General features: G+C 37.4%; 17 protein-coding genes. 12 read left to right on the forward strand and 5 right to left on the reverse strand.

What is annotated here, in order from left to right; all coding sequences use genetic code 11:
• Positions 1-86: 86 nt before the first annotated feature.
• Both manA and C6Y06_RS02360 read left to right on the forward strand, forming a co-directional pair.
• Positions 87-1,037 (forward strand): mannose-6-phosphate isomerase, class I, encoded by a 951-nt coding sequence (gene manA, locus C6Y06_RS02355; protein ID WP_066031653.1) that lies wholly within the window; start codon positions 87-89, stop codon positions 1,035-1,037.
• A gap of 125 nt (positions 1,038-1,162) precedes the next feature.
• Positions 1,163-3,793 carry a glucosaminidase domain-containing protein gene (locus C6Y06_RS02360; RefSeq protein WP_066031654.1) on the forward strand — a complete coding sequence of 877 codons (2,631 nt, stop codon included), beginning with the start codon at positions 1,163-1,165 and terminating at the stop codon, positions 3,791-3,793.
• Positions 3,794-3,810: 17 nt separating this feature from the next.
• Here C6Y06_RS02360 and C6Y06_RS02365 read toward each other — a convergent pair whose 3' ends face one another.
• Both C6Y06_RS02365 and C6Y06_RS02370 read right to left on the reverse strand, forming a co-directional pair.
• Positions 3,811-4,998: a CDP-glycerol glycerophosphotransferase family protein gene (locus C6Y06_RS02365; RefSeq protein ID WP_106036466.1), complete on the reverse strand. Its 1,188-nt coding sequence runs from the start codon at positions 4,996-4,998 to the stop codon at positions 3,811-3,813.
• Positions 4,999-5,009: 11 nt separating this feature from the next.
• Positions 5,010-5,780, reverse strand: a complete 771-nt coding sequence (locus C6Y06_RS02370; RefSeq protein ID WP_060597421.1) for a WecB/TagA/CpsF family glycosyltransferase — start codon at positions 5,778-5,780, stop codon at positions 5,010-5,012.
• 371 nt (positions 5,781-6,151) lie between these two features.
• Here C6Y06_RS02370 and tagD point away from each other — a divergent pair, with 371 nt between their 5' ends.
• From tagD to C6Y06_RS02385, 3 genes are all read left to right on the forward strand, one after another.
• Complete coding sequence (gene tagD, locus C6Y06_RS02375; RefSeq protein WP_008343212.1) at positions 6,152-6,541, forward strand: glycerol-3-phosphate cytidylyltransferase; 390 nt, start codon at positions 6,152-6,154, stop codon at positions 6,539-6,541.
• Positions 6,542-6,660: 119 nt separating this feature from the next.
• Entirely contained in the window at positions 6,661-8,667 is a 2,007-nt protein-coding gene (locus C6Y06_RS02380) for a glycosyltransferase (RefSeq protein ID WP_066031656.1), read from the forward strand.
• Between the two features lie 87 nt (positions 8,668-8,754).
• The gene (locus tag C6Y06_RS02385) at positions 8,755-11,004 is read left to right on the forward strand and encodes a CDP-glycerol glycerophosphotransferase family protein (RefSeq protein ID WP_106036467.1); all 2,250 of its coding nucleotides are present in this window, start codon (positions 8,755-8,757) and stop codon (positions 11,002-11,004) included.
• Between the two features lie 63 nt (positions 11,005-11,067).
• Here the strand turns inward: C6Y06_RS02385 and C6Y06_RS02390 are convergent, their stop codons facing one another.
• Positions 11,068-13,683: a bifunctional glycosyltransferase/CDP-glycerol:glycerophosphate glycerophosphotransferase gene (locus C6Y06_RS02390; protein ID WP_106036468.1), complete on the reverse strand. Its 2,616-nt coding sequence runs from the start codon at positions 13,681-13,683 to the stop codon at positions 11,068-11,070.
• Positions 13,684-13,951: 268 nt separating this feature from the next.
• On the opposite strand from C6Y06_RS02390, the gene C6Y06_RS02395 reads away from it, so the two are divergent.
• Positions 13,952-14,779: an ABC transporter permease gene (locus C6Y06_RS02395; protein ID WP_060597419.1), complete on the forward strand. Its 828-nt coding sequence runs from the start codon at positions 13,952-13,954 to the stop codon at positions 14,777-14,779.
• Positions 14,780-14,798: 19 nt separating this feature from the next.
• Positions 14,799-16,400 carry a teichoic acids export ABC transporter ATP-binding subunit TagH gene (gene tagH, locus C6Y06_RS02400; protein WP_106036469.1) on the forward strand — a complete coding sequence of 534 codons (1,602 nt, stop codon included), beginning with the start codon at positions 14,799-14,801 and terminating at the stop codon, positions 16,398-16,400.
• 130 nt (positions 16,401-16,530) lie between these two features.
• Here tagH and C6Y06_RS02405 read toward each other — a convergent pair whose 3' ends face one another.
• Both C6Y06_RS02405 and galU read right to left on the reverse strand, forming a co-directional pair.
• Entirely contained in the window at positions 16,531-17,874 is a 1,344-nt protein-coding gene (locus tag C6Y06_RS02405) for an IS1182 family transposase (RefSeq protein ID WP_106036470.1), read from the reverse strand.
• Between the two features lie 126 nt (positions 17,875-18,000).
• Positions 18,001-18,882, reverse strand: a complete 882-nt coding sequence (gene galU, locus C6Y06_RS02410) for a UTP--glucose-1-phosphate uridylyltransferase GalU (protein WP_034660174.1) — start codon at positions 18,880-18,882, stop codon at positions 18,001-18,003.
• Positions 18,883-19,154: 272 nt separating this feature from the next.
• On the opposite strand from galU, the gene wecB reads away from it, so the two are divergent.
• The 5 genes from wecB to C6Y06_RS02435 all read left to right on the forward strand — a co-directional run bounded on the left by wecB (position 19,155) and on the right by C6Y06_RS02435 (position 25,211).
• The gene (gene wecB / locus C6Y06_RS02415; RefSeq protein ID WP_106036471.1) at positions 19,155-20,288 is read left to right on the forward strand and encodes a non-hydrolyzing UDP-N-acetylglucosamine 2-epimerase; all 1,134 of its coding nucleotides are present in this window, start codon (positions 19,155-19,157) and stop codon (positions 20,286-20,288) included.
• A gap of 200 nt (positions 20,289-20,488) precedes the next feature.
• Positions 20,489-21,205, forward strand: coding sequence for an IspD/TarI family cytidylyltransferase (locus tag C6Y06_RS02420; RefSeq protein WP_066031663.1), 717 nt, complete (start codon positions 20,489-20,491; stop codon positions 21,203-21,205).
• Complete coding sequence (locus tag C6Y06_RS02425; protein WP_066031664.1) at positions 21,198-22,223, forward strand: ribitol-5-phosphate dehydrogenase; 1,026 nt, start codon at positions 21,198-21,200, stop codon at positions 22,221-22,223. The genes C6Y06_RS02420 and C6Y06_RS02425 overlap by 8 nt, the downstream gene beginning before the upstream one ends.
• Positions 22,211-23,404 carry a CDP-glycerol glycerophosphotransferase family protein gene (locus C6Y06_RS02430; RefSeq protein WP_223251424.1) on the forward strand — a complete coding sequence of 398 codons (1,194 nt, stop codon included), beginning with the start codon at positions 22,211-22,213 and terminating at the stop codon, positions 23,402-23,404. Before C6Y06_RS02425 ends, C6Y06_RS02430 begins: the two co-directional genes overlap by 13 nt.
• Complete coding sequence (locus tag C6Y06_RS02435) at positions 23,394-25,211, forward strand: CDP-glycerol glycerophosphotransferase family protein (protein WP_223251425.1); 1,818 nt, start codon at positions 23,394-23,396, stop codon at positions 25,209-25,211. The genes C6Y06_RS02430 and C6Y06_RS02435 overlap by 11 nt, the downstream gene beginning before the upstream one ends.
• Positions 25,212-25,266 lie beyond the last annotated feature (55 nt).

Consider the following 25,266-nt stretch of genomic DNA (forward strand, 5'->3'; position numbering starts at 1 on the left):
GCGTCATAATAAAAGTTGAGACTTGCTAGTTTTCATCAAGCTTGGCAAGGATTATCAAAGGGTAGCAAAGGGAGGAGTCATCCTGAATGAAGCAGTCACCAATTTTTTTACTGCCTGAATTGAAGGAGAGAATATGGGGAGGTACAGCCTTAAGGGATCAATTTGGCTATGATATTCCTTCTGATCAAACGGGAGAATGCTGGGCAATTTCTGCTCATCCAAACGGACCAAGTGTCGTGCAAGACGGTCCATATAAAGGGAAAACGCTGATCGAACTATGGGACAATCACAGAGAATTGTTCGGGGGAATAGAAGGCGATCGATTCCCGCTGTTAACCAAAATTTTAGATGCAAACCAAGACTTGTCCGTTCAAGTTCATCCGGATGATGATTATGCGGAAAGACATGAAAATGGAGAGCTTGGAAAAACAGAGTGCTGGTATATCATTGACTGCAAAGAAGGGGCAGAAATGATCTATGGGCACAATGCAAGAACAAGAACTGAGCTTGTGACCATGATGAACAGTGGAGATTGGGAAGGTCTTTTGCGTCGTGTGAAGATTAAGCCTGGTGATTTTTATTATGTGCCAAGCGGAACCATTCATGCGCTGTGCGAAGGAACGCTTGTCCTTGAAACGCAGCAAAGCTCAGACACAACCTATCGGGTATATGATTATGAACGAAAAGATCAGGATGGCAATGAACGTGAACTTCATTTTGTGCAAGCCATTGATGTCACAACGGTTCCTCATGTAGACGGTTATACAGATGAATCAGTTGAAACACGCCGTGGGCTGACCATTCGAACTTTTGTTGAAGCAGAGTATTTCTCTGTGTATAAATGGGAAATTGATCAAACAGTAGAGCTTTCGCAAGATTATCCGTTTTTGCTGTGCAGTGTAATTCATGGAGAAGGGTCTTTAACGCATGATGGACATACATATCCACTGCCTAAAGGAGCTCATTTTATCCTGCCGGCTGAAACAGGGAGCTTCTCAATTGAAGGAACTTGTGAACTGATTGTGTCGCATATATAAAGGAAAAGAGGACTTCGAAGGGGTCCTCTATTTTTCTATTGCATAAATGACTTGAAAGAGTACTTGTTTTTGTCGATAAAGAGATTAGTAGACTATTATGCAAAGTTAAGAGAGGGACAGGGAACGTGAAAAAAACCATCAAGATTATGTTACTCGCAGCTGCCTTTGGTATGACAGTACAGACGGGCAAAGAAGCGCAAGCAGCCTCCTATGTCGATCAATCCATTTATACGATGAACACCTCAAAGGTATTTACAACAGAATCAGAAGTGAAAAAAGCAGTGGAAACATTGAAGAAGGACAAAAAGTGGACAGCCACTTATCAAACCTCAGGAAACACGTCGACCTATCAGCTCACTGCCTCAGGATATGAGTCGCAAACAGCAGCGAGTGCAAGTGCAGCTGCATTAAAAAAAGAGACGGGCATGAGCGGTACGGTGTCTCCAGTAGGTGACCGCCTGCCTTTACAAAAGGTCGTATCTGACCCAGTCAATGATGAAGCTCAGGCAAAAAAGCTCTCGCTCGAGCTAACGAAAACATCAGGGCTCAATAGCACCTATGAAGTCATCAATCAAAGCAGACCTTCTTATCAGGTCATATCAGGAACCATTGATTCTGAAACGAAAGTCAAAAATATTCAAACCGAATTACAAAAGCAGGCCGGTGTCACCAGTACATACCAAACTGAAAACAAAGCTGGCGCTGTGTATCAGCTGATTTCAGGCGGTATCGTTGGGCAAAGTAAGGCGAATACCATCCTGCAAGGCTTTCAAAAGGAGTCTGGTTTAAAAGCAGTGCTTCAAACGGTGACAGCAGGCAAGCCATATTACATCGTCACATCAGCTGCACAAGCCAGCCAGTCAAAAGCACAGACGCTCCTTACCCAGCTGCAAAGAGAAGCAAAGATCAGCGGGAAGATTCAAAAGACAGGCGCTTTAAAAAATGTTTATCGCTTGGAATCAGGCTATTTCAAAGACAACAAACAAGCATCCTCAGCTGCGGCTCAGATCAAGAAACAAACCGGCGCTGCAGGGACTGTGCAGCGAGTGGGAAAAACAAAAAATTATATCGTGAAACTCAATCAACTGAACGATACAGCATACGGAAAAACGGTAGCCTTTTTCAAGAAAAAGAAATGGCGCTACACATCCAAAAAGATCTCTTCTACACAGCCATATCAAGTAGTGACTGGAAACCTATTAGGAGATGATCAAGCGAAAAAAGCAGCGGCTTTCTTCCAAAAGAAAAAGGTATCTGCGACAACGAAAAAAACGGGTAAGGTATCTGACAGCACGTATCGACTTGTCGTCAATCAATCAGCAGACCAAGCGAAAATGAATAAAGGTGCCGCATATTTAAAAACGCAGAAGGTGACAAGCAGCATCACAACAGGTAAGGGACAAGCTGTCAGCAAAACGTATAGTCTCAAGACAACACCTGTATATGAGCAAAGTAAAGTCAAACAGGCTCAAGAGATTATCAAGAAAAATGGCGTTGCCAGCAGTACAAAAACGCTGACAGAAGCGGTTAAGCAATACCGGATCACGACAGAGCCGACGGTGAATCAGACAAAACTGAATCAAGCATTAAGCTATTTAACGAAACAAAAAATGAAAGCAGCTGCTCAAAAAACAGGTACAACTGATTATGGTCAATATCAGATTAAAACCGGTGTCATTTCCACAGCTGCATTGCGCGACCAAGGCCTGGCATTTTTCAAAAAACGGAATGAACCAGCTGCTTATAAAACAACAACGAAACCAACCTACAAAATCAACATTACGCAGCAATTCACAGGATTACCAACTGTAAATGCGGCGATTGCTTTTGTGAAAAGCCAATATGGCTGGACAGCCACAGCTGTAAAAATCAAAAATGGCCCAATGGTCATGCAAACGAACTACAACCTCACTGTCAATGAGATGGTGAACAAGCAAATGAAGGTGTCACCACAGACAGATGGTGCAGCCTATGTCTATGCAGCATATGTAGACCCGGCGACGTCAACTGTGAATACGGACGGCTTAAATGTTCGTTCTACACCTGATTCGAGCTCTGCAAGCAACATCGTGGCGCAGCTGAACAAAGGAACAAAAGTAAGACAGCTTGGGAAAGAAGGAAACTGGATCAAGATCAGCTTGGGCTGGAGAAATGCAAGTTCAGCAGAGGTGCAAAAATATGTAGACCCAGCCAATATTGCTGAGGGCACTCAATCTTATTTTCAATTTCTGAAACTCTCTGAAGCTGCGAATCTCAATCCGGCAGAAGTCAATTCCAAAATTCTAGCAGGTAAAGGGATTCTTGCAGGTAAAGGACAAGCCTTTATTACGGCAGCGAAAACGTATCATATCAACGAAATTTATCTCATTTCTCATGCGTTGCTTGAAACGGGTAACGGAAGTTCGATTTTAGCGAATGGTACGATGTTTAATGGGAAGAAAGTATATAACATGTATGGCATTGGCGCATACGACAGCAATCCGAATTACCTCGGTGCAAAGTATGCGTATGAACAACAATGGTTCACGCCAGAGGCAGCGATTATTGGCGGGGCAAAATTCATTGGCAACAGCTATATCAATCACGCCACATACAAGCAAGATACGATTTATAAAATGCGCTGGTCTAGTGCAGCGACTCATCAATATGCAACAGATATTGGCTGGGCTTATAAGCAAGTCACTCGTATGTATAGCTTGTATAACTTACTTGATAACTATACGCTCTATTACGACATCCCGGTTTATAACAAATAAAAAAACGTCCGTGCTTCCTAATGAGAAGCCGGACGTTTTTTGTGTAAGAGCTGCTGTTCAATAAATGATAGAAGCTGCTGACTAGACTCGCCCTTTGAATATTGGTTCCATTCCTCAGCGAAGGTTTTGATTCGTTCTCTGTGATCTGATTCGTTTAGATGAAGCAGCTCCTTCAAGAGCATGTCTTGAGTGACGCAAGCCTTTCCAGGAATGATGTCCTCATACCGATCGACTAAGCCGCGTTTCGCTCGATAAGTGTCTAAGTCATAAGTGAAGAACAAAACAGGCTTTTCAAGCAGCGCATATTCAAACACAATCGACGAATAATCTGTCATGAGTACATCGCAAGTACAAAGCAATGGATAGAGCGGCTGATCGGACACATCAAATATCCATTCACCGTCTGTTTCCGCCTTTGCTAAATGTTTGACCGCAGGATGAAGCTTGACGAGCAGAATATAGTCTCCATTTAGCTCTGTTTGCAATTGCTCTTTTGAAAAAGGCAGGACAAGATCGTCCATTGCAAAGTCTCGATAGGTCGGTGCATAAAGCAGGAGCTTTTTCCCTTTAGGAAAATCATTCGGCCTCAAGGAAGGCAGGCACTGGTCAAAGTACACATCCGTCATCGGTACACCTGTTGGTAAAAAACGTTCATCATTGACCCCAAACGAAGACTTAAAAATCTCGCGCATGTGATCTGAGCCTGTAACGATATAATCGAAAGACGCATAGACTCGTTTAAAGCGTTCGATATCACGTGGACTTCGTTCCGAATTTGATGCATCTTCAAGACCGAATTTTTTCAAAGCCCCATTGGCATGCCATACTTGAATACAGGTGGTAGAAGGCCGTTTTCTGAGTACACTTGTCATGAGAAAGTAATTATCTGTCACGACAACCTTGCTTTTAAACATCGTATAAATACATTGAATGAGATGGAGAGGATTTTTTTCATGAAAATAGCGAAATGACAGATGAAACCCGTCCTTTTCTATCGCAGAAGCATGCTTCGTATAGAGGACTGTAAGCTTCATCGTCATGTTCGCCTGTTGTTGATAAGTATCAATGAGAGCAGCTGCATTCTCTTGAAATGAAACAAGCAGCGTCACCTGGTTTTCACGCGGTTTCACGCCGCTCATCAGCCATCCAATTAAAGAAACGAAAGCTGCATAGCATGAAATGATCATTGAGCGTATATTCATCATTGGTCAGTCTCTCACAGCTGCTTCGTCTGATCCTTTACTTGCTCAGGATAGTAACGTTTTTTTCCTTTGTTTTCTTTCAATACGGCAAAAGCGTATTTAGGAATGTTCAGCATTCGTTTCCATCTCCATGGATTCACAACAAGTCTGTACAGCCATTCTGTATTTGTTTTAATCATCCATCGTGGTGCACGCTTCACCGTTCCGCTAAATACATCAAAGCTTCCGCCTAAACCGATGCAAACAGCCTGCGGGAATAAATGACGGTATTCATAAATAAAGTTCTCCTGATTTGGATAACCTAAAGCAACGAACACCATATCTGCTTTCGAGCGGGCGATTTGCTTCGCTACGAAACGTTTATCGGCTTGATAGCCGTCACAGCTGCCCGCGATGACCACATTTGGATATTCCGTATCAATTCGCTGTTTAACAGCCTCAAGCACTTCTTTTTTCGCCCCATATAAAAAGATACTTTTAGACTGCTTGTTTGCTAGATCAAGCATAGACATGAAGACATCAAAGCCAGCAATTCTTGACTTCAGCGGACTTTGTGTCAAACGTGACATCAAGACGACGCCTACACCATCCGGCAGAACATAATCCGCAGAAGAGACGACTTGATGGTACGCACGATCCTTCATAACAGTATAGCCAATCTCTGGATTGACAGTCGCAATCATGGCGCCTCTTCTTTGAGAAATATGATGGTGATTCATATAGCTGATAAATTCATCTAGGTCGCCGTTTACATAAGAAAGGTTAGAGACCACTTCTGTTTGCATTGTTTAGACCTCCTTTTTCATCTTGTTATCTATGAACGTTCATTGTAAATTCATTCTTCGTCTACTCATCATTTTATCACAGATGCTCCATGAAATATTAACAATAACTTTACAAACCTTTAAATTTCATGACATTTTCATCAATTCATATGAAGGATGCTGCGAGAAACATTGATTCTTCGGACTTTCCCTTCTCCGCCCAATAAATTGGAAATAGTTTGTCTTTACATCTGCTTAACGTTTGATGGGCGCTGTGATATAATGAGGTTCCGAAGAGCGAAAAAATACGAACGATGATAATAGGATTACGGATAAACATTACTGCATGAAAGCAGTTGAATAAGGAATGAAGAAAGGAGTTCATGTTTGCAATGAAGAAAGTTATTACTTACGGTACATTTGATTTATTACACTGGGGGCACATTAAGCTGCTCGAACGTGCAAAGCAGCTTGGAGATTACTTAGTGGTGGCCATTTCGACAGATGAGTTTAACTTACAAAAATCAAAAAAGGCTTATCATAGCTACGAGCATCGAAAGCTGATTCTTGAAACGATTCGTTATGTAGACGAAGTCATTCCAGAAAACAGCTGGGATCAAAAAGTCCGTGACGTGCAGGAGCACGATATTGATGTGTTTGTCATGGGAGATGACTGGGAAGGTAAATTCGATTTCTTAAAAGAGCATTGCGAAGTCGTGTACTTGAAGAGAACAGAAGGCATCTCGACAACTCAAATTAAGGAAGAAATTGCTGGACTTTAATTATTTAAGATAGTGCTTCTTATCTTTTGGTGAGAAGTGCTTTTTTATGTTAACATATCGTTTAAAAATTTATTTAAATATCGACGGAATAAATGGACAACAATGAAAGGTTGAGTGTTTTGATCCAAAAATGGTTTAACAAGCTTAGAAAAAAGACACATGATAATAATCAAAGTCAACCGCAACAACAATTGCAAATTCCTGATATGGAGTACTACTTTATTACTGGAAGAATTAAAGAAAAATATGGTGGTATGACGAAGTCGTTATTGCTACGTGCGAACTTATTTGGGTTAAAGAATGTTTCAACTCATTTTTTAACCTTTTCATATGATCAAGAATTTTCTCAGAAAGTGAAAGGGATCATTGATAAACAGAAAGTGGATCCTAAAATGACAAAAATCCAAAATATGTATGTGGATTTTCTTATTCCAAATTGTAAACCAAAGGAACAGTATCAGCCATCTTATCACGCTGACAACATCAATAAAGTGGTATGTGATCAAGAAGATCCTTCTGTTCGTTTTATTAGGAATGAAAAATCTAATCAAATTGAGATGGTTGATTATTTTCTTCCAAATCAGCAATTGGAGAAGCGAGAGGAATATAATTCACAAGGGCAGTTGCATAAAGTTTCCTATTTCTCTCAGGAAACTGGAAATGTCTATCGAGAACTATTCATTTATGAGCACACTTATGTTTATATGAAAAAAGAGTATGCGGATCTTAAGGAAGAATCTAAAAGTAAATTGAGAGACATCATTTGGTATGCCCATGAAGGGATAAAAACCTTTAAAAATGAAAAAGCATTAAGACAAGAGTGGCTTACGACTATTCAGTATAAAAATGATCGAAAAAAGCTCTTTTTAGTTGATAGCCGGAAACAGGATAAGTATGTGTTCCAATTGAAAAAAAGAAGTTCTTCTTATTTTTCAGCAATTATTCACAGTAAACACTATGAAACAGAAAAGACAGAATTACGTTCTGATTATAATGAATTATTTACCCAAATAAGAAAACAAAAAGTAGATGCCGTCTTTTTTATCACTGAAGAGCAGAAAACAGACGTAGAGAAACAATTTGGTCATCAAAATATCTTCTTTTTAACACCACATACATTAGATCGTTCGTCACATCAAGTACAAGATCACTATACTGCGGATCCGAATAAGGTTCTGATGATGGCGAGATTAACTAAAATAAAAAATGTCATAGATGCCATCCGTTCATTTGAATTTGTGATAAAAGAAGTACCAAATGCGAGGCTTGAAATCTTTGGTTCAGGTCCTCAAGAAAAGCACCTAAAACAAGAAATTAAAAGGTTAAACTTAGAAAAGAATGTCTTTTTAAAAGGATTCACTCAAAATCCTGATGCTGAATTTAGAACAGCTAGAATGTCTATCTCTACCTCTGTCTTTGAAGGCTGTCCATTGTCCATCATGGAATCAATTGTTAACAATTGCCCTGTGATTACCTATAATTACGATTATGGTGCTAGCACACTTGTGAAAAATCAGTTTAATGGCTTTGTTGTTGAGCAATATGAAGTGAAACAGCTTGCTAACAAAATCATTGAATTGTTGAAAAACGATGAACAGTATCAGATTTTTTCAGAAAATTGTCAGGAGATTGCAGAGGTATATTCAATCCCTAACTATTATGAAAACTGGATAGCGGCACTTCACAAAATGATAGAAGTGCGAGAAAAAAGAGACCAAATTCAAAGGATGATGAAGCCTATTCATTTCAAATTAGTGAAAATTGGTGTTGAACATCATATTCTTTCATTGGATTTGCAAATGGAAGGTGTCATTGAAAAACGAAAAAAGGTTATATTAGAACTTGTCGGTTATGATCGGCGTAACCATGCTGAGCTATTCTCTAAAAAAGTCGAAAGTTTAAAGGTGTCCTTCCCAATTGGACATGCATCCATACAAGCGGCATTGAAACGAAACAAAACAAAATATGTTGATTTCTATATGAGAATGAGAGACGAAGAATACAACGAAATCAATAAGCGTTTGCCAATTGCCGAGCATTTACTCAATGAAAAAGATGTGTCAAAAGTTGACGGTGTTTCTTACAAGACAATTAAAGGGAATTATTCTTGGAAGGTGAATAAATAAATAATAGAAACTTTTATTTATCATACATCGTTTTATAAGTATGAGAAGAAGCATAAGATTTCGATGAACAGAGGAGATAAATGATTAATGATTGAAGAGAGCGTTCAGAAGAATAGTGTTGTTGAAAGTTTAAAGAACCACGACGAAAAAATAGAAATTTTATTGAGGATAGATGATGATAGGCCGTTAGAAGGTCGATTATTTTACTTACTCATGAGAGAAAGGATCTCAAAGCAGGAAGTTTACCTTCCTCTTAAACATCTAGTGGAAAATCAGTTTAAAATAGAGATTCATGAAGATTCTTTCTCGAATCAAATGGAAGAAGGGCAAACGTATAACTTATATGTGACGGATTTTTCTGAAATGACTGATAGCAGTGAGAGCGAAGATGAAACCGAAGACTCCTCATATGATTCCGATGGAGATGACGAAGAGGCTGAATTGGAAGAGGGAGATGGCCAATTCCTAGATGAAGACGACAATCCCTATTATAAGCATCGTCTAAAGCTTGATGTGGAAATGCCTGAACTCTGTTTCATAGAAAATAAAAACGCTCTGCTGCTTGCTGTGCCATATCGTACAGATAAAGGTAATGCTTCTATTAAGGTCAAGCGAGAGATGAAGATCACGAAAACAAACCAGATAGCACTCGATGAGACCAATCTTCTTACTGTAAGTGGATATTGTGGTGTCATAAGTGCTGAGCACTCTTATCGAATCAAAAAAATCCAAATTCTTTTCAAAAGGGACGAAGTAGAGCATCGATTCCCCGTAAACTATCAGCAAAAAAGTGATATTGATGGTTATAGAACGGATGGGGAGATGCCGGAAGTATATCCATTCAATGTTGAAGTTCCTTTAGGAGTATTAACCTATTCTACAGACGAGAGATATATCTATAGAATGTATTTTGAATTTATATGTGAAGTTAACGGAACAGAAGAGACTTTAACAACACCATCTCTTGTGCTTGGAGATCGGTCTAATCAATTAAAAGGGCTCGTCCAAATACAAAAGAAGAACAATGTACCGATTCGATATGAGGTGTATCGAAAGAAAAAGAGACAAACGCTTGGCATTCGAATTAATGATTATACAATGAAAACACGAGCGAAGTACTACGTCAAAAGCAAGTGGAAGAAATTCAAAAAGAAAATTGGCAAAATAAAAAAAGTCCGTAACCGCCTTGTGACAAGGACCTTCCAAACGACCTTTAAGATGGCGAGTAAGCTGTCTGTGAAAAAGAAAACGGTTGTTTTTGAAAGCTTTAATGGAAAACAATTCAGCTGTAATCCGCGTGGGATCTATGAGTATATGAAAGAAAATCATCCTGAATATACGTTGATCTGGAGTGTGAAAAAAGGGCATGAAGCACCGTTCAAGGAAAAGGACATCTACTATATCAACCGTCTATCATTGAAATGGATTTTTGCGATGGCAAGAGCCGAGTATTGGGTCGTCAACAGCCGTTTGCCGCTATGGATTCCAAAACCAGAGCATACAACATACTTGCAGACATGGCACGGTACGCCGTTAAAACGACTTGCGATGGATATGGACGAGGTGCATATGCCTGGAACAAACACGAAGAAATACAAAAAGAATTTCACGAAAGAAGCATCGAATTGGGACTATCTCATTTCTCCAAATGCTTACTCGACTGAAATCTTTACACGTGCATTCCAATTTCAAAAGACCATGATTGAGTCAGGATATCCGAGAAATGACTTCCTTCATAATCAAAACAATGAAGAAACGATGAGAGCACTCAAACAAAAAATGAACCTGCCGCTTGATAAAAAATTGATCTTATACGCACCGACATGGAGAGACGATCAATTTTATAAAAAAGGGCAGTACAAATTTGATTTAGACCTTGATCTGCATGAGCTGAGAGCCGCTATCGGAGACGAATATATTATCATTTTGCGTATGCACTATCTAGTCGCTGAAAACTTTGATTTAGGACCATATGAAGGCTTTGCCTATGACTTCTCTCATTACGAAGATATTAGGGATCTTTATATGATTTCTGATCTGCTCATCACTGACTACTCTTCTGTGTTCTTTGATTATGCAAACCTCAAACGTCCGATGCTATTCTATGTGCCAGACATTGAAACATATCGTGACAAGCTGAGAGGCTTCTACTTCGACTTTGAACAAGAAGCACCTGGACCTCTTGTGAAAGAAACAGCGAGCGTCATTGACTGGGTAAGAGAAACAGAACAGCCAACCTTTACTTTGCCAGCTTCCTTCGCACCGTTTTATGAAAAATTCTGCTATTTAGAGAGCGGGGAGTCTTCGAAGCGTGTGGTGGAAGTATTTCTAAAGTAATAGCAATAAGATAAAAAGCTGTCGAGAATATAGGGCTACTAGCCCCATAGCTCGACAGCTTTTTTAAAGTGTTAGGTTTGTTAACTTTTGATAAAGTGCTTCGCGATAGCTTTTATGTTGATAGAAGAAACCATCCATTCTCTCTTTGTGTATAGTTTCCATTTGGAAATCATTTTTCGCTAAGTTAGCGATTTCCTTAATAACTGACGAACTATTTGTAACTAGGCGTCCGAAGCTGTCATCTAAATCCAAGTCTAGTTTGTTATACAGGTGGTTTCCACAAATAAACTCTGCATAATCGGGTATAAAGAATAAAACAGCTCGATTTATAAATGCAAAATCAAATACAAATGAAGAAAAATCGGTCATGAATAATTTGTAATCACTTAGATTGATATCTTTTGTTACAAATTTAATTCTTGGATGATCTGTTTTGAATTCATTTATAACAGAATTAAAAATAGGATGTAACTTTAATTCAAAGTATAGGTCTTCTTTTTCAAGTAAATCAGTAAACTCTTTAGAAGAAATTAATGTATTTATTTCTGTATAATAAGAAGAATTCTTAAAAGCTTCTTCTTTTATAGCCCATTCTCCACCTTTAGAGGAGTTAACTAATGAGACTCTCCAAGAAGGAGCAAAAATAATTTTATTGCTGGTAGGTTTAAGACTTTTAACAAAATCAAATCTGGCCATCCCAGTTTCAATTATGCTTTCTGGTCTGTAATTGTAATTCTTAATTAAATTTTGTTTTTCAAAATTACTGGAGACTACAAATTTATCTATTTTATTCTTTTCACTTGAGTAGATCCAAGGAGTGTGCGCATGTAGAATACCATGCTGTAAGTAAACTAATTCAAAGTCTAGACGGTCATTAATAAATTTCATTCTCTTTTCTGAAAAAGCACTATACTCTTGAACTGTCCTGAATGATGTTAAAATTTTAGTAGCATTTAGAAATAAATATTTATGCTGTCGAGACCTGAATTTAATGACATTTTTTCTTTCTTCTTGATTAAACATATTTTCTAGATCGATACTATCGCCATCGTATACATAATATCTTTTTATACCGTCTTTTTTGTGGAAATCATGCTTAAACTGATAATATGCATTATCTATAATATTCTTTCTGTCATTATATAGCCAAATGCCTTTTTTCTTTTTGTTTATTAACTTTCTAGCTAAATATAGCTTTTTGTCATGTTTTCTAACTATTTTATCAAACTCTTTTGTATATGAATTAGCCTCGTCCTTATTAGCTTTTTTAACAATGATTTTTTGTTGTTTAGGCAAGAATCTTAAAGCATAACCTTTCTTGAATGCTTTATGCTTCATAAAGCTCTGAAATACGACGTCATTGATAAAATAAAAAGAAACAGGATAATCGTAATTTTTATAATTGATGCTGAATTTCAAATCTAATGCTTGTTCATTGAGCTCTTTTTTCCAACTGAATCTATGGAATTTATTTGTTTTCATTCTTGTTTTGTAGTAGCCATGGTTAGATGAAGAGAGTCTAGGCACAAAGGGTTGTCCGTTAACTTCAATCTGTAATCTTAAATCTAAGAATTCATTAAGCGGACTTTTAATAAAACCAGCTACTAATAATTGATCATCCTTAATAGTGAATTGGGTCATAACTAACTCAAACCGGTGCTGTTTAAACAGTAGCTGATCATCGCGATAAACATAGATACCTTGAGAATCATATTTTATATTAGGCTTAGGTTGTTTCAAACTTAACAAAGAGGCTTTATGATATATATCAATAAAATCATGATTTAAAATTATTTTATCCTCAAGCTTTTCTATGATATTAAACATCCGTTTTTTCCAATCTGAAAAGTCCTCTTGATCTAGATGAAATGGTATTAAGGATTTTGACTTAAATCTCCAATTCAATTCGTATAAAATCATACTTTGGACATAAGGGTGCACAACATTATTATCTGAATATGAATCCATCATTTTTTCGAAGTACAAGAGAAGCATATTGTAAGAGTGTACGGGGCTTCTGTACTTCATAACTGTTGAAGATTGGTGTGTGCGATATATATATCTTCCAGTGGAACAAATTCCAATTCTCCCGGTTTTCATTAAATAAGCCGTATTAAAAGTTGCATCTTCAGCATATGCGAGATCTGTGTCGAAATAAATGCGTTCATTAGGAGGTAAATTCTTTACACAAACGTTTATGGTTGTTTGATTTATATTAGGATAAACAGACACATCATAAACACCGGTTTTCGAATAGTTCTTTGTCCTAGGATGATCTTTCACTTTGCCGTTCACCAGAGAATATAGAGGGTAAGCGACAATTGAAACCTCATCTTCAACTTGATTAAAGTAGTTATATAATTCTTGAATTGTGTTACTTCCAATTAAATCGTCTGAATCTAAGAAAAGAATATACTTGCCCGTTGCTTGTTTTAAGCCGATGTTTCTAGCTGCTGAAACGCCAAGATTTTCTTGTCTATAAATCTCCATGTTTTGGTACTGCTTTACATATTCATTGCAAATATCAAAGCTGCTGTCTGTGGAACCATCATCCACAAAAATGATCTGGATTTTTGTGAAATCATGTGTCTGCTTCATAATTGATTTAATGGTATCTTCTACATATTCCTCTGAATTAAACAAAGGAATAATTACAGTCATATCGTAATTAAAGTTCATTTTCTTCCTCACTTTTGTCTTAATGTATGGGTAAATCAATTTAATTGATAATCAGATAGATATTATCTTAAAAGTGATTAATATCCTATAAATAGATTACAACAAATTAGAATGAATGAACAGATCATTAGTATTGTAGAATTAAATTTAGGGAAGACCTAGTGATGGATTTGTTAATCAGTGAAATAATTCTCAACATCTGTTACAATTATGAGCGGTGCTTTTTAAAAAAAGTAATTCCAAAAACTTATATCTAAGGAAGATTAGAATGAACGCAATGTTGACGATACTAAAGGAGCAAATCAGCTCATTTCCGCTGATTATGCGACTTGCTGTTTATGAAACAAAATCAAAATATCAGATGAATTATTTAGGTGTTTTATGGCAGTTTTTAAATCCATTGATTCAAATGCTGGCTTACTGGTTTGTTTTTGGTCTGGGGATTCGCGGAGGACAGCCAATTGTCATTGGAGGGATGGAAGTTCCATTTATCATCTGGATGCTTGCGGGGTTAATCCCTTGGTTCTTCATTAGTCCGACGATACTTGATGGATCAAACAGTGTGTTTAAACGCATTAATATGGTATCGAAAATGAATTTCCCGATTAGTGCGCTGCCGTCTGTGGTGATTATGTCCAACTTGTTCAGCTACTTTGTCATGATGGGTGTCTATCTGATTGTGCTCATTTCCTATGGCATATATCCTGATGCGCACTGGCTGCAATATATATACTATCTTATTTGTATGATCGCGTTTATGTTTTCGTTTAGTTTGTTTAATTCCACGATTAGCGTACTCGTGAGAGACTATCAATTTCTTTTACAATCCGTGACACGTTTACTTTTCTTTTTGCTGCCGATTTTTTGGAATATCTCAGAGAAGCTCACTGGAGACAAAGCATGGATCGGGGATATATTAAGATTGAATCCTCTTTTCTACATTATTGATGGTTTTAGAAATAGCTTGTTAAAGGGAGAATGGTTCTTCCATGATGTGAAATATACGCTTTATTTTTGGCTGATCACGCTGCTTCTTTTAACAGTCGGTTCATTGCTTCATATGAAATTTAGGGATAAATTTGTCGATTTTCTTTAAAAAGTAAGGAGATTATACGATGAAACTAAAGGTTTCGTTTCGAAACGTATCCAAGCAATACGTCCTATATAAAAAGCAGTCAGATAAGATTAAGGGGCTGTTTTTACCCAATAAAAATGAAAAAGGTTTCTTTGCTATTCGTGATGTGTCCTTTGATGTATATGAAGGCGAGACAATTGGTTTTGTAGGGATCAATGGATCTGGAAAATCAACGATGTCGAACCTTCTTGCGAAAATCATTCCACCAACAAGTGGTGAAATTGATATGGACGGACAGCCTTCTTTAATTGCCATTGCGGCAGGGCTGAACAATCAGTTGAGCGGGAAAGACAACATTCGCCTAAAGTGCTTAATGATGGGGCTGACGAATAAAGAAATAGACGAGCTGTATGAAAAAATCGTAGAGTTTGCGGATATCGGTGATTTTATTGATCAGCCGGTAAAGAGCTACTCAAGCGGAATGAAATCACGTCTTGGCTTCGCCATTTCAGCGCATATTGATCCAGATATATTGATTATTGATGAAGCATTGTCTGTTGGAGACCAAACCTTCTACCAAAAATGTGTGGATCGAATCACAGAATTTAAGGAACAAGGGAAAACGATCTTTTTTGTCAGTCATTCCATTAGCCAAATTCAAAAAATCTGTGACCGGGTGGCTTGGATGCACTATGGTGAGCTTCGCATGTTTGATGAAACGAAGAAGGTTGTGAAAGAGTATAAGGAGTTTGTTGACTGGTTTAACAAGCTTTCCAAAAAAGAGAAACAAAAATACCAATTGGAACATAAGGAAGGTAGAAAAGGCGTTCAAAAGACGGAAAAAGTCACCCGTTATAAAGAAAGTGGGAAACGACGTTCATTTTTTGGACCAGCCTTTCAAGTGACGATTATTGCTGTTTTAACTATCTTACTTGCTTTATCTATGTTTTCGGATCGCCCGCTTCGTACGCTGGCTACATTTGGTGCAATCCCATCAGATCAGACAGGAACGTCTCATACAAAGAATCCGCAGACGAAGGGATCGCCTGATATGAAAAAGGTCGATCGACAGGCAATTGTCACGTCAGATCCACTCACGGTCTACAAAGATCAAGCCATGAAAAAAAAGGCGGATGTCACTTTACCATTTGGGCAAGAGGTACAAGCTGTCGCTGAAAATAAACAAACCGTTCAAATCAAAAATGCATCAGAGACGTATTTTGTCAAACCTGATGGGCTTCAACATGCAGAGGAATTAAAGTCTTTATCCATTGGACCAGGTCAGTTCAATTCCTATGTATCGCCCGCATCTGCAGGCTCATATGAGTATTTACTTTCTTTCCTTGGAAAAGAAGAATCTGTGCTTAAGCAAAGAATGCAAACCCTGAGTTCGATCAAAAGTGAACAAGGTGCTGCTATTGAGCGGCTGACCACGGAGAAAACTGATTATGTGATTCAAAATGGACAGGCGAATACGATGGTATTCCGTGAGATCATGTCAATCTCTCCTTCAACACTTGGACTGACAGAACAGAACGTTTGGCTGAATGAGAAACAAACGAAATTCGCAGTGAAGGGCGAAAACAACTTGTTTGTCATTGATAATGAACAGCATACACTGACGATTTCAGTGATCAAATAAAAAGCTGCCGATCCCGGCAGCTCAGATTGTAGAGAAACTCATGTTTTTCTACAATCTTTTTTATTTTCAGCGTAATTATGATGGATGAGATTTAATGAAAAAGGCCTCCCACACACCTAACCTAGCGAAGCTAGGTTAGGTGTGTGGCAATCTTCTTCATGTTCTGACACGCAGCTGTGAGAAGCACTTGCTCACTCACATTTTGTTTTCCCCTCAACCGGCAGTAGCGAAGCCCGTGCAGTTGTTTTGAATCTGCAAAGCTTCGCTCTATTTTTTCTTTTCTTTTTTTATATAGCTCTTTTCCAGAGGCAGACAGACGATTTTGTCTGATCTTTTCTTTGTGTTCCTCCCATACATGTCTTGAGATCACTTTTTGATGATTTTTCGATCTTGTACAGCTCTCAAGGAAAGGACACGATACGCATTTTTTAGGGTCTGATTTGTAGAACCTATAACCTTTTCGATCAGTTGTCGTATATAATAGCTTCTCGCCATTTGGGCAGATGTAGTGATCAGATTCAGAATCATACTGAAATTTCCACTTCTCAAATAATCCTCTTGTTGGATGAAAGCGTCTATGTGCGATGACACCAAAAATATGGCGATCCGATAAACCTTTACAGATTGAGGTTGTCAAATAACCAGAATCAAGGGCAACAGCTTCTACTTGAAAACCAAATCGGGCGATTTGGTGATCCAATCGATCAAGATACGGAATAGAATCATGGATATTGCCGGGGGTGACATGGGCATCCGTGATAATATTGTACTTCATATCCGTTGTACGGTGGTCTAGGTAGAAAAAGCCTTCCGGTTTATTTTCACGATAAAGATAGCCACTTTCAGGGTCAGTCATACTTTGACGAATGTCTTTTTTTGTTTTCACCTCCTCTTTTATCTTTAAGGGCTTTTTTCCGTGTGCCACCCGATCTTCTTGGATCGCTTCTTCTAATTCATTTATATAGTTCTGGGTATCTTGTTCAATCGTTTTTCTCGTATATTTATGTTTATTGGCATTGGCTTTAAGATGAGTTGAATCAGTAAAAAGAACGCGGCCTCCTACCATATCATGATTGATGGCTTGAAGCACAATTTCATCAAAAATATCTTGGAAAATCGTTGTATCTTTGAATCGAGTACGACGATTCCAGCTAATGGTCGAGTGATGAGGAACGGGGTCATTGATGTTCAAACCTAAAAACCATCTATACGCCATGTTATAGTAAATTTCTTTTTCAAGTTGTCTTTCAGAACGGATACCGTACAGGTATCCGATAAACATCATTTTGAACAAAATAAGTGGATCAAGAGAAGGGTGACCTTTATTCTCGCTATAATACGGTTTTACTTTATCTACGATAAATGAAAAATCAATGTACTGATCAATTTTACGAAGCAGGTGATCCTCTTCGACCAGTTGATCTAGCAATACAAATTCGGCTTCGTGCTGAGAAGAATTTCTAGTGTGGAACACGAGAAAAAACACCTTCCTTTAGTATGCTTTTATCTATTATAAAATGGAGGAATGGAAACTTTAAGAAAAAAATAAAGCTGTCGAGATTTTCTCGACAGCCTGAGCTGCCGATCCCGGCAGCTTTTTTTAATTCACTTCTTCTTTTTCGAGAAGCTGTTTCATAAATGGAATGAGTTTCTTTTTTAGATCCTCATCTTGAAGGGCGAACTCTAGAGTCGTCTCGATGAAGCCTTGCTTTTCACCGACATCGTATCGTTTTCCTTCGAAATCATAGGCGAATACGCGCTGAATGTCATTCAGCTTTTGGATGGCATCTGTCAGTTGAATTTCTCCGCCTGCACCAATTTCTTGCTGATCAAGGTACATAAAGATCTCTGGCGTGAAAATGTAGCGTCCTAAGATGGCTAAATTGGATGGTGCTGTACCTTGCGGCGGCTTTTCAACAAAGTTTTTCACTTGGTAGCGGCGTCCTTCTTGTGTAAGAGGATCAATGATCCCGTAGCGATGTGTATCGCTGTCTGCCACCTGCTGAACACCGATCACAGATGAAAGAGTCTTTTCGTATTCATCCATCAGCTGGCGAAGTCCGGGTGTTTCGGCTTGAACAATATCATCACCTAATAAAACGGCGAAAGGTTCATCACCGATAAAGTTGCGTGCGCACCAAACGGCGTGTCCAAGTCCTTTAGGTTCCTTTTGACGTATGTAATGAATGTCAGCAATGTTAGAGGATTTTCTCACCTTTTCTAAAAGCTCGCTCTTTCCTTTTTCCTCCAGGTTGCGCTCTAGCTCTGGTGCAAAATCAAAATGATCCTCAATGGCTCTTTTTCCTTTTCCAGTGACGATAATAATGTCTTCAATTCCTGATTCAACAGCTTCTTCAATAATATATTGAATGGTTGGTTTATCAACGATTGGCAGCATTTCTTTAGGCATAGCTTTTGTTGCAGGGAGGAAACGTGTCCCAAGACCTGCAGCTGGGATAATGGCTTTACGTACTTTTTTCAATGAACTTTGCACCTTCCTTACATATTGAAAAAATGATTTGACTTCATTTTTCATCTTTCATAAAGTGTAACTTACAAATGATAGAAATGACAAATGATTTACGATAAATGTATGATGATCTGATACAACATCTATTGTAAAGAGTCCGTGTAAATTTTTATGTTGAAAAGGGTAAAGGCGATGTAAAGATTGAAAATTGAATGATTAGGATTCGTTTCTATTCTTTTGTATAATAAACATATGATAAATGAGAAGGAAAGAGGCATCGACTATTGAAAACATTACATGTAATGACTGTATTCGGGACGAGACCTGAAGCGATCAAAATGGCCCCCCTTGTCCTTGAACTAAAAAAACATCCGCAAATCAAATCCTCTGTCACTGTGACTGCTCAGCATCGGCAAATGCTTGATCAAGTGCTGAAAGCCTTTGACATTCAACCGGATCATGATTTAAATATTATGAAAGAACGCCAGACGTTATCTGAAATTACATCAAATGCACTGTTAAAGCTAGATCAATTATTCCAAGAAGAAAAACCTGATATTGTCCTTGTTCATGGGGATACAACAACAACCTTTGCTGGAAGCTTGGCCGCATTTTATCATCAAATCTCAGTTGGACACGTTGAAGCGGGACTAAGAACTCACAATAAGTACTCGCCATTTCCAGAGGAATTGAACCGTCTAATGACTGGGAGTATTGCCGATATTCATTTTGCACCTACACATGAAGCGAAACAGAATCTTCTAACAGAAAATAAAAAAGAAGAAACAATTTTTGTAACTGGGAATACAGCCATTGACGCCCTGCAAACAACGGTTACTGAGCAGTATCAACACCCTATTTTAGAGAAAATAGGCACGGATAAAATGATCTTGTTAACGGCCCATCGCAGAGAGAATCTTGGACAGCCGATGAAAAATATGTTTAGAGCCATTAGACGTGTTGTAGAAGAATTTGAAGATGTTCAGGTCGTTTATCCTGTTCATTTAAACCCTGCCGTACGTGACGCAGCTCAGACAGAATTCAGTGATCTCGATCGTGTACACTTAATTGAACCGCTCGAAGTCGTTGATTTCCATAACTTTGCTGCCGCTTCGCACTTTATCTTAACGGATTCTGGCGGTGTACAAGAAGAAGCACCTTCTCTAGGGAAGCCAGTACTAGTACTCCGTGATACAACAGAACGCCCAGAAGGCGTGAAAGCCGGTACGCTTAAGCTAGCAGGTACAGATGAAAACACCATTTACAAAATGGCAAAAGAGCTCCTAGTAGACCAGAAAGAGTATGACAACATGTCGAAGGCGTCTAATCCTTATGGTGACGGACAAGCATCGAAACGAATTGTTGAGATGCTTCTATACCAATATGGCTTGACGAATACAAAGCCAATGTCTTTCTAAAAACTGATGATAATTACAGTTTAAGGGAATTTGTCGAAAGGTGTTATATTTTCTAAAACATTCATTAAAAAATGATAAAAATGTGGTATTATAATGGCATATATTAAGATATGAATGGTTTTTTTGTAATATAATTTACAATCTATTCATATTGAAATATTGCCATTTTTTATTTGACATGATTGAGAGGGGTATTAAGTATGATTTATGCAGAAATATTAGCTGGTGGGAAAGGCTCTAGAATGGGTAATGTCAATATGCCAAAACAGTTCTTGCCGTTAAATAATCGCCCTATCATTATTCACACTGTTGAAAAATTCCTATTAAATGATCGTTTTGAAAAAATTATCATTGTAACTCCTAAAGAATGGATTAACCATACGAAGAATATACTGGAAAAATACATACATGCTGATGATAGATTAGTAGTAATCGAGGGTGGAATAGATCGAAACGAATCGATCATGAGTGGGGTTCGTTTTATTGAAAAAGAGTATGGACTAAATTCTGATGATGTCATTGTTACACACGATTCAGTAAGACCATTTTTAACCCATAGAATTATTGAGGAAAATATCAATGCCGTTCTAGAACATGATGCTGTCGATACTGTTATACCTGCTATAGATACAATTGTGACTTCAGAAGACGGTGCAAATATCACTGATATACCTGTACGTGACAACATGTATCAAGGCCAAACACCTCAAAGTTTTAAGATATCTCTCTTAAAACGGCTGTATGGCGAACTAACAGAAGAACAGAAAAAAGTGCTTTCAGATGCTTGTAAAATTTGTATTTTAGCAGGGCAGAAAGTGAACTTAGTTCGTGGCGAGGTATTTAATATAAAAGTAACGACACCATACGATTTAAAAGTGGCGAATGCTATTTTACAGGAGAATATAAAAAATGATTAATCAAACATATCGATTGGTTTCTGCTAGACAATTTGAAGTGACTTATAAGGACAAGGAATTTACGTCTGGCCAAGTCGTTGTTAGACCGACCCATCTGTCAATATGTGCCGCAGATCAGCGCTATTTTACAGGAACAAGAGGGAAGGAAGCAATGGATAAAAAACTTCCGATGGCTCTGATTCATGAGGGTGTAGGGAAAGTAATGTATGATCCTACAGGGACGTTCAAAGTTGGCACAAATGTGGTGATGGTTCCGAATATACCAAATGAAGAAAATGAATTTATTGCAGAAAACTACTTGCGCTCAAGCTATTTTAGATCAAGTGGTTTTGATGGGTTTATGCAGGATTATATGTTCATGAACCCAGATCGCCTTGTAGCTTTACCGGAGCAAATGAACCTTCATGTTGCCGCTTTTATTGAATTGATCACTATTGCAGTTCATGCGATGAGTAGATTTGAAAGAGTGGCTCACCAAAAGCGAGATGTATTTGGGGTTTGGGGCGATGGTAATCTAGGATTTATTACCTCCTTAATTCTAAAAAAACGTTATCCAACTTGTAGAGTATACGTTTTTGGGAAAAACCAATATAAGCTAGAGCATTTCTCTTTTGTTGATGAAGTTTACCAAATTAATGACATCCCAAAAGAAGTTCGTGTTGATCATGCATTTGAATGCGTCGGTGGACGTGGCAGTGAAAGTGCAATTGAACAAATTATTGATTTCACTCAACCAGAGGCCTCTGTTGCTTTATTAGGTGTGTCTGAATACCCTGTGAAGGTTGCCACAAGAATGATTCTTGAGAAAGGAATTATTCTCATTGGAAGCAGTAGAAGTGGTAGTAAAGATTTTGCAAATACAGTAAATCTACTAAATGAATTTCCTGAGATAATAGATTATTTGGAGACATTGATTGGAACAGTCCATACAGTGAGAAGAATAGAGGACATTGGAAAGGCATTTGAAGAAGATCTGACTTCTTCTTGGGGGAAAACAATCATGAAATGGGAAATCTAAAAACGATGCACATGACAAAAATTCTGAAATTCTTTTTCCAAATAGTCTATGCGATTTTTTCCAAGTTATGTCAAGTGATTCAGCATAAAATTGTGATTGCTTCTTATAGAGATAATGAGATAAACGAAAATTTCAAAAACGTCTATGATGAATTGAAAAGCCACCCCCGTTTGAAGATTATTCTCTTATTTAGAAAGTCGGAAGGCGGGTTTTTGGGTAAGCTTTACTATACTCTTTATTTATTCAAATCTCTGTATCACATTGCTACTTGTAAGGTGCTCTTATTAGATGATTACTATTATCCTCTTTATTTAATTAAAAAGCGGCCGGAAACAAAGGTAGTTCAAATTTGGCATGCCTGTGGTGCGTTTAAAAAATTTGGTCACAGTATTAAAGACAAACAGGGAGGACCTTCATCTGAATATTTAAAAATAGTTCCTGTTCATTCTAATTATGATTATGCAATTGTTAGTTCAGTAGAAGCAATTGCTCCATTTTCTGAAGCATTCAATATGCCAAAGCAGAAAATTTTGGCAACAGGTGTCCCGAGAACAGATTTTTTCTATTCTGAAGAACACATACATGAAGTGAAAAAGAGGTTTCATAAAGAATATCCCGAATTAAAGAATAAAGTGAAAGTATTATACGCTCCAACTTATAGAGGAGGAGTAAATAAACAATATGGTGAGCAATTTCTATTGAATCAAGAAACGCTTTTTAAGCATTTGAGCAGGGAGCATTATGAGTTTTTAATTAAGGTTCACCCTTATATGCAAAAAGGTGTTTTTGGAGATGTCAATTTATCTGAAAAGTTTTCTTTGTACGAATTAATGATTGTTTCTGATGTATTGATTACAGACTACTCTTCAGTTATTTTTGAATATAGTCTTTTGAATAAGCCAATGTTTTTCTATTGTCCTGATTTAGAGACTTATGTGAAGGAAAGAGATTTTTATTATTCATTTCCAGAGTTTGCACCAGGACCTATAAGAACTAAAGTAGAGCCTCTGATAGAGGATTTGAGGAATATAAAGTTACATGAAAAACAAATGAATTATCATTCATTTTCAGATCGTTTCATGAATCGTTGTGATGGACATTCTACAGAGCGAGTTGTTTCACTAATACTAAGTTTAATAAATGAAACAACGAATGAAGGAGAGAGAGTTTTTGAAATTTAAACTAGGGACACTATTTAAGAAAAGGAGTGTTCAAAAAAATCTTGACCATGTAGAGGAAGTGAGTGAAGAAAAGGTATTCTCACTGTTCGATAAAGCAGAAGATGTAATCGTGAATAAAAATATTCCTCAAAGAGCAATCACACAGTTTCAATGGAATGAATCATTTTTAACGATTGAGGGATATATGTACATTAATGACATTCCCTTACAAAGGGAAGATACAGTAAGAAAAAAGTTATTGATTGTTCAAAAAGGGGATATTATAAAATCCATTCCTTTAAAAAATCAAAGATTAAACGAAACGAATAGACAAAGGCTAGGGCTTTCAGAAGAATATGAATGGGCTGGTTTCTACCAGGAAATAAACTTTTCAAAGGTAAATACGGGGAAGCCATTACCGCAGGGAAACTTTCATTTATATTTAGAATTAGAAGTGCTAGATGAAAATAATATCAAGTACCATGAGACCCACACGCTGGGCAACATCAATCAATTTCTGAAGCAGGATATCTATGCTACGAAAATGGAACACTTTTCAGCTAAGAAAAGAGTGAAATATAATTTCATTGTCACATATGATGAAGAGGAAAAAACCGCACATGTATCATCCCATAAACTCCAAGAAATTGACCAAGGTGCAATAGAAACTACTATGAAAAATGAAAATCGAATCATGCGTAAAATGAAGCGTGTAATGTTTCAAATCTTATATCAACTATTTTGTTTCCTGCCATTACAACAGAAGAAAATCACTTTCGCGTCTGATAGCCGCATTGATTTATCAGGAAACTTTGAATTTGTCTATCAAGAGCTTTTAAATAGAGAAGAAACGTTTAATTTTCAGTTTTTCTTAAAAGAAAGCATTAATACTAAAAAAAGCATAGCGGAATATATACGAATGGCTTATCATTTTGCTACAAGTCGGCATATTTTAATCGATGATTTCTACCCAATCATCTATCCATTGAAAATTCGTAAAAACGCGGATCTTGTCCAATTATGGCATGCAGTGGGCGCATTTAAGACGTTTGGTTACAGCCGAATAGGTCTGCCAGGCGGACCGTCACCAACATCAAAAAATCATAAGAATTATACAAAGGTTATTGTCAGTTCTGATCATATCCGCAAGCATTATGCGGAAGGCTTTGGGGTAGATATTGAAAATGTCATTCCGACTGGAATACCTAGAACAGACTTTTTTTTCGATGAATTAAAAAAAGAAGAAGTCAGATCTAGATTATATGAAGAATATCCTTTTTTAAAAGGGAAAAAAGTGATTTTATTTGCCCCGACATTTAGAGGGAATGGTCAGCAGTCTGCACATTATCCGTTTGAAGTATTAAATTATGATCAGCTCTATCAAGAGCTGAATGATGAATATGTCTTTTTGTTTAAGATTCATCCTTTTGTTAAAAATCAAATAAACATTCCTTATCAATATAGTGAATTTTTCTATGATTTCTCTGATTTTAGAGAGATTAATGAATTGCTTTTAATTGCAGACGTTCTGATAAGTGACTATTCATCTGTTTGTTTCGAATATGCATTGCTGCAAAAACCAATGATTTTCTTTAGCTATGATGTGGACGAGTATATTAGGACACGTGATTTTTATTATGAGTATTTTTCCTTTATTCCAGGACCACTTGCTAAAACATGTAATGAGCTAGTGTCAATTGTTAAAAATAATCAGTATGAATTCGAGAAGTTAGATTCGTTTGTACATTACTTCTTTGATGATTTGGATGGTCAGTCGAGTAAAAGAGTAGTGGATGCAATCTTAGTAGAGCAAAAAGAAAGTCTTTAAAAAGAAAACACCTTTCTCCATGTAGACTAACCTAGTCAAATGGGACATAAAAAAA

This window comes from Bacillus sp. MZGC1, from assembly GCF_002998605.1.
Taxonomy (GTDB): Bacteria; Bacillota; Bacilli; order Bacillales; family Bacillaceae; genus Bacillus.

What these genes read in the sequence shown, in the direction of transcription:
- C6Y06_RS02425 (WP_066031664.1), top strand. Translation starts at nt 21,198, where the DNA reads ATGATTAATCAAACATATCGATTGGTTTCTGCTAGACAATTTGAAGTG.
- tagD (WP_008343212.1), top strand. Translation starts at nt 6,152, where the DNA reads ATGAAGAAAGTTATTACTTACGGTACATTTGATTTATTACACTGGGGG.
- C6Y06_RS02430 (WP_223251424.1), top strand. Translation starts at nt 22,211, where the DNA reads ATGGGAAATCTAAAAACGATGCACATGACAAAAATTCTGAAATTCTTT.
- C6Y06_RS02365 (WP_106036466.1), bottom strand. Translation starts at nt 4,998, where the DNA reads ATGATGAATATACGCTCAATGATCATTTCATGCTATGCAGCTTTCGTT.
- tagH (WP_106036469.1), top strand. Translation starts at nt 14,799, where the DNA reads ATGAAACTAAAGGTTTCGTTTCGAAACGTATCCAAGCAATACGTCCTA.
- C6Y06_RS02385 (WP_106036467.1), top strand. Translation starts at nt 8,755, where the DNA reads ATGATTGAAGAGAGCGTTCAGAAGAATAGTGTTGTTGAAAGTTTAAAG.
- manA (WP_066031653.1), top strand. Translation starts at nt 87, where the DNA reads ATGAAGCAGTCACCAATTTTTTTACTGCCTGAATTGAAGGAGAGAATA.
- C6Y06_RS02420 (WP_066031663.1), top strand. Translation starts at nt 20,489, where the DNA reads ATGATTTATGCAGAAATATTAGCTGGTGGGAAAGGCTCTAGAATGGGT.
- C6Y06_RS02390 (WP_106036468.1), bottom strand. Translation starts at nt 13,683, where the DNA reads ATGAACTTTAATTACGATATGACTGTAATTATTCCTTTGTTTAATTCA.
- C6Y06_RS02370 (WP_060597421.1), bottom strand. Translation starts at nt 5,780, where the DNA reads ATGCAAACAGAAGTGGTCTCTAACCTTTCTTATGTAAACGGCGACCTA.
- C6Y06_RS02395 (WP_060597419.1), top strand. Translation starts at nt 13,952, where the DNA reads ATGAACGCAATGTTGACGATACTAAAGGAGCAAATCAGCTCATTTCCG.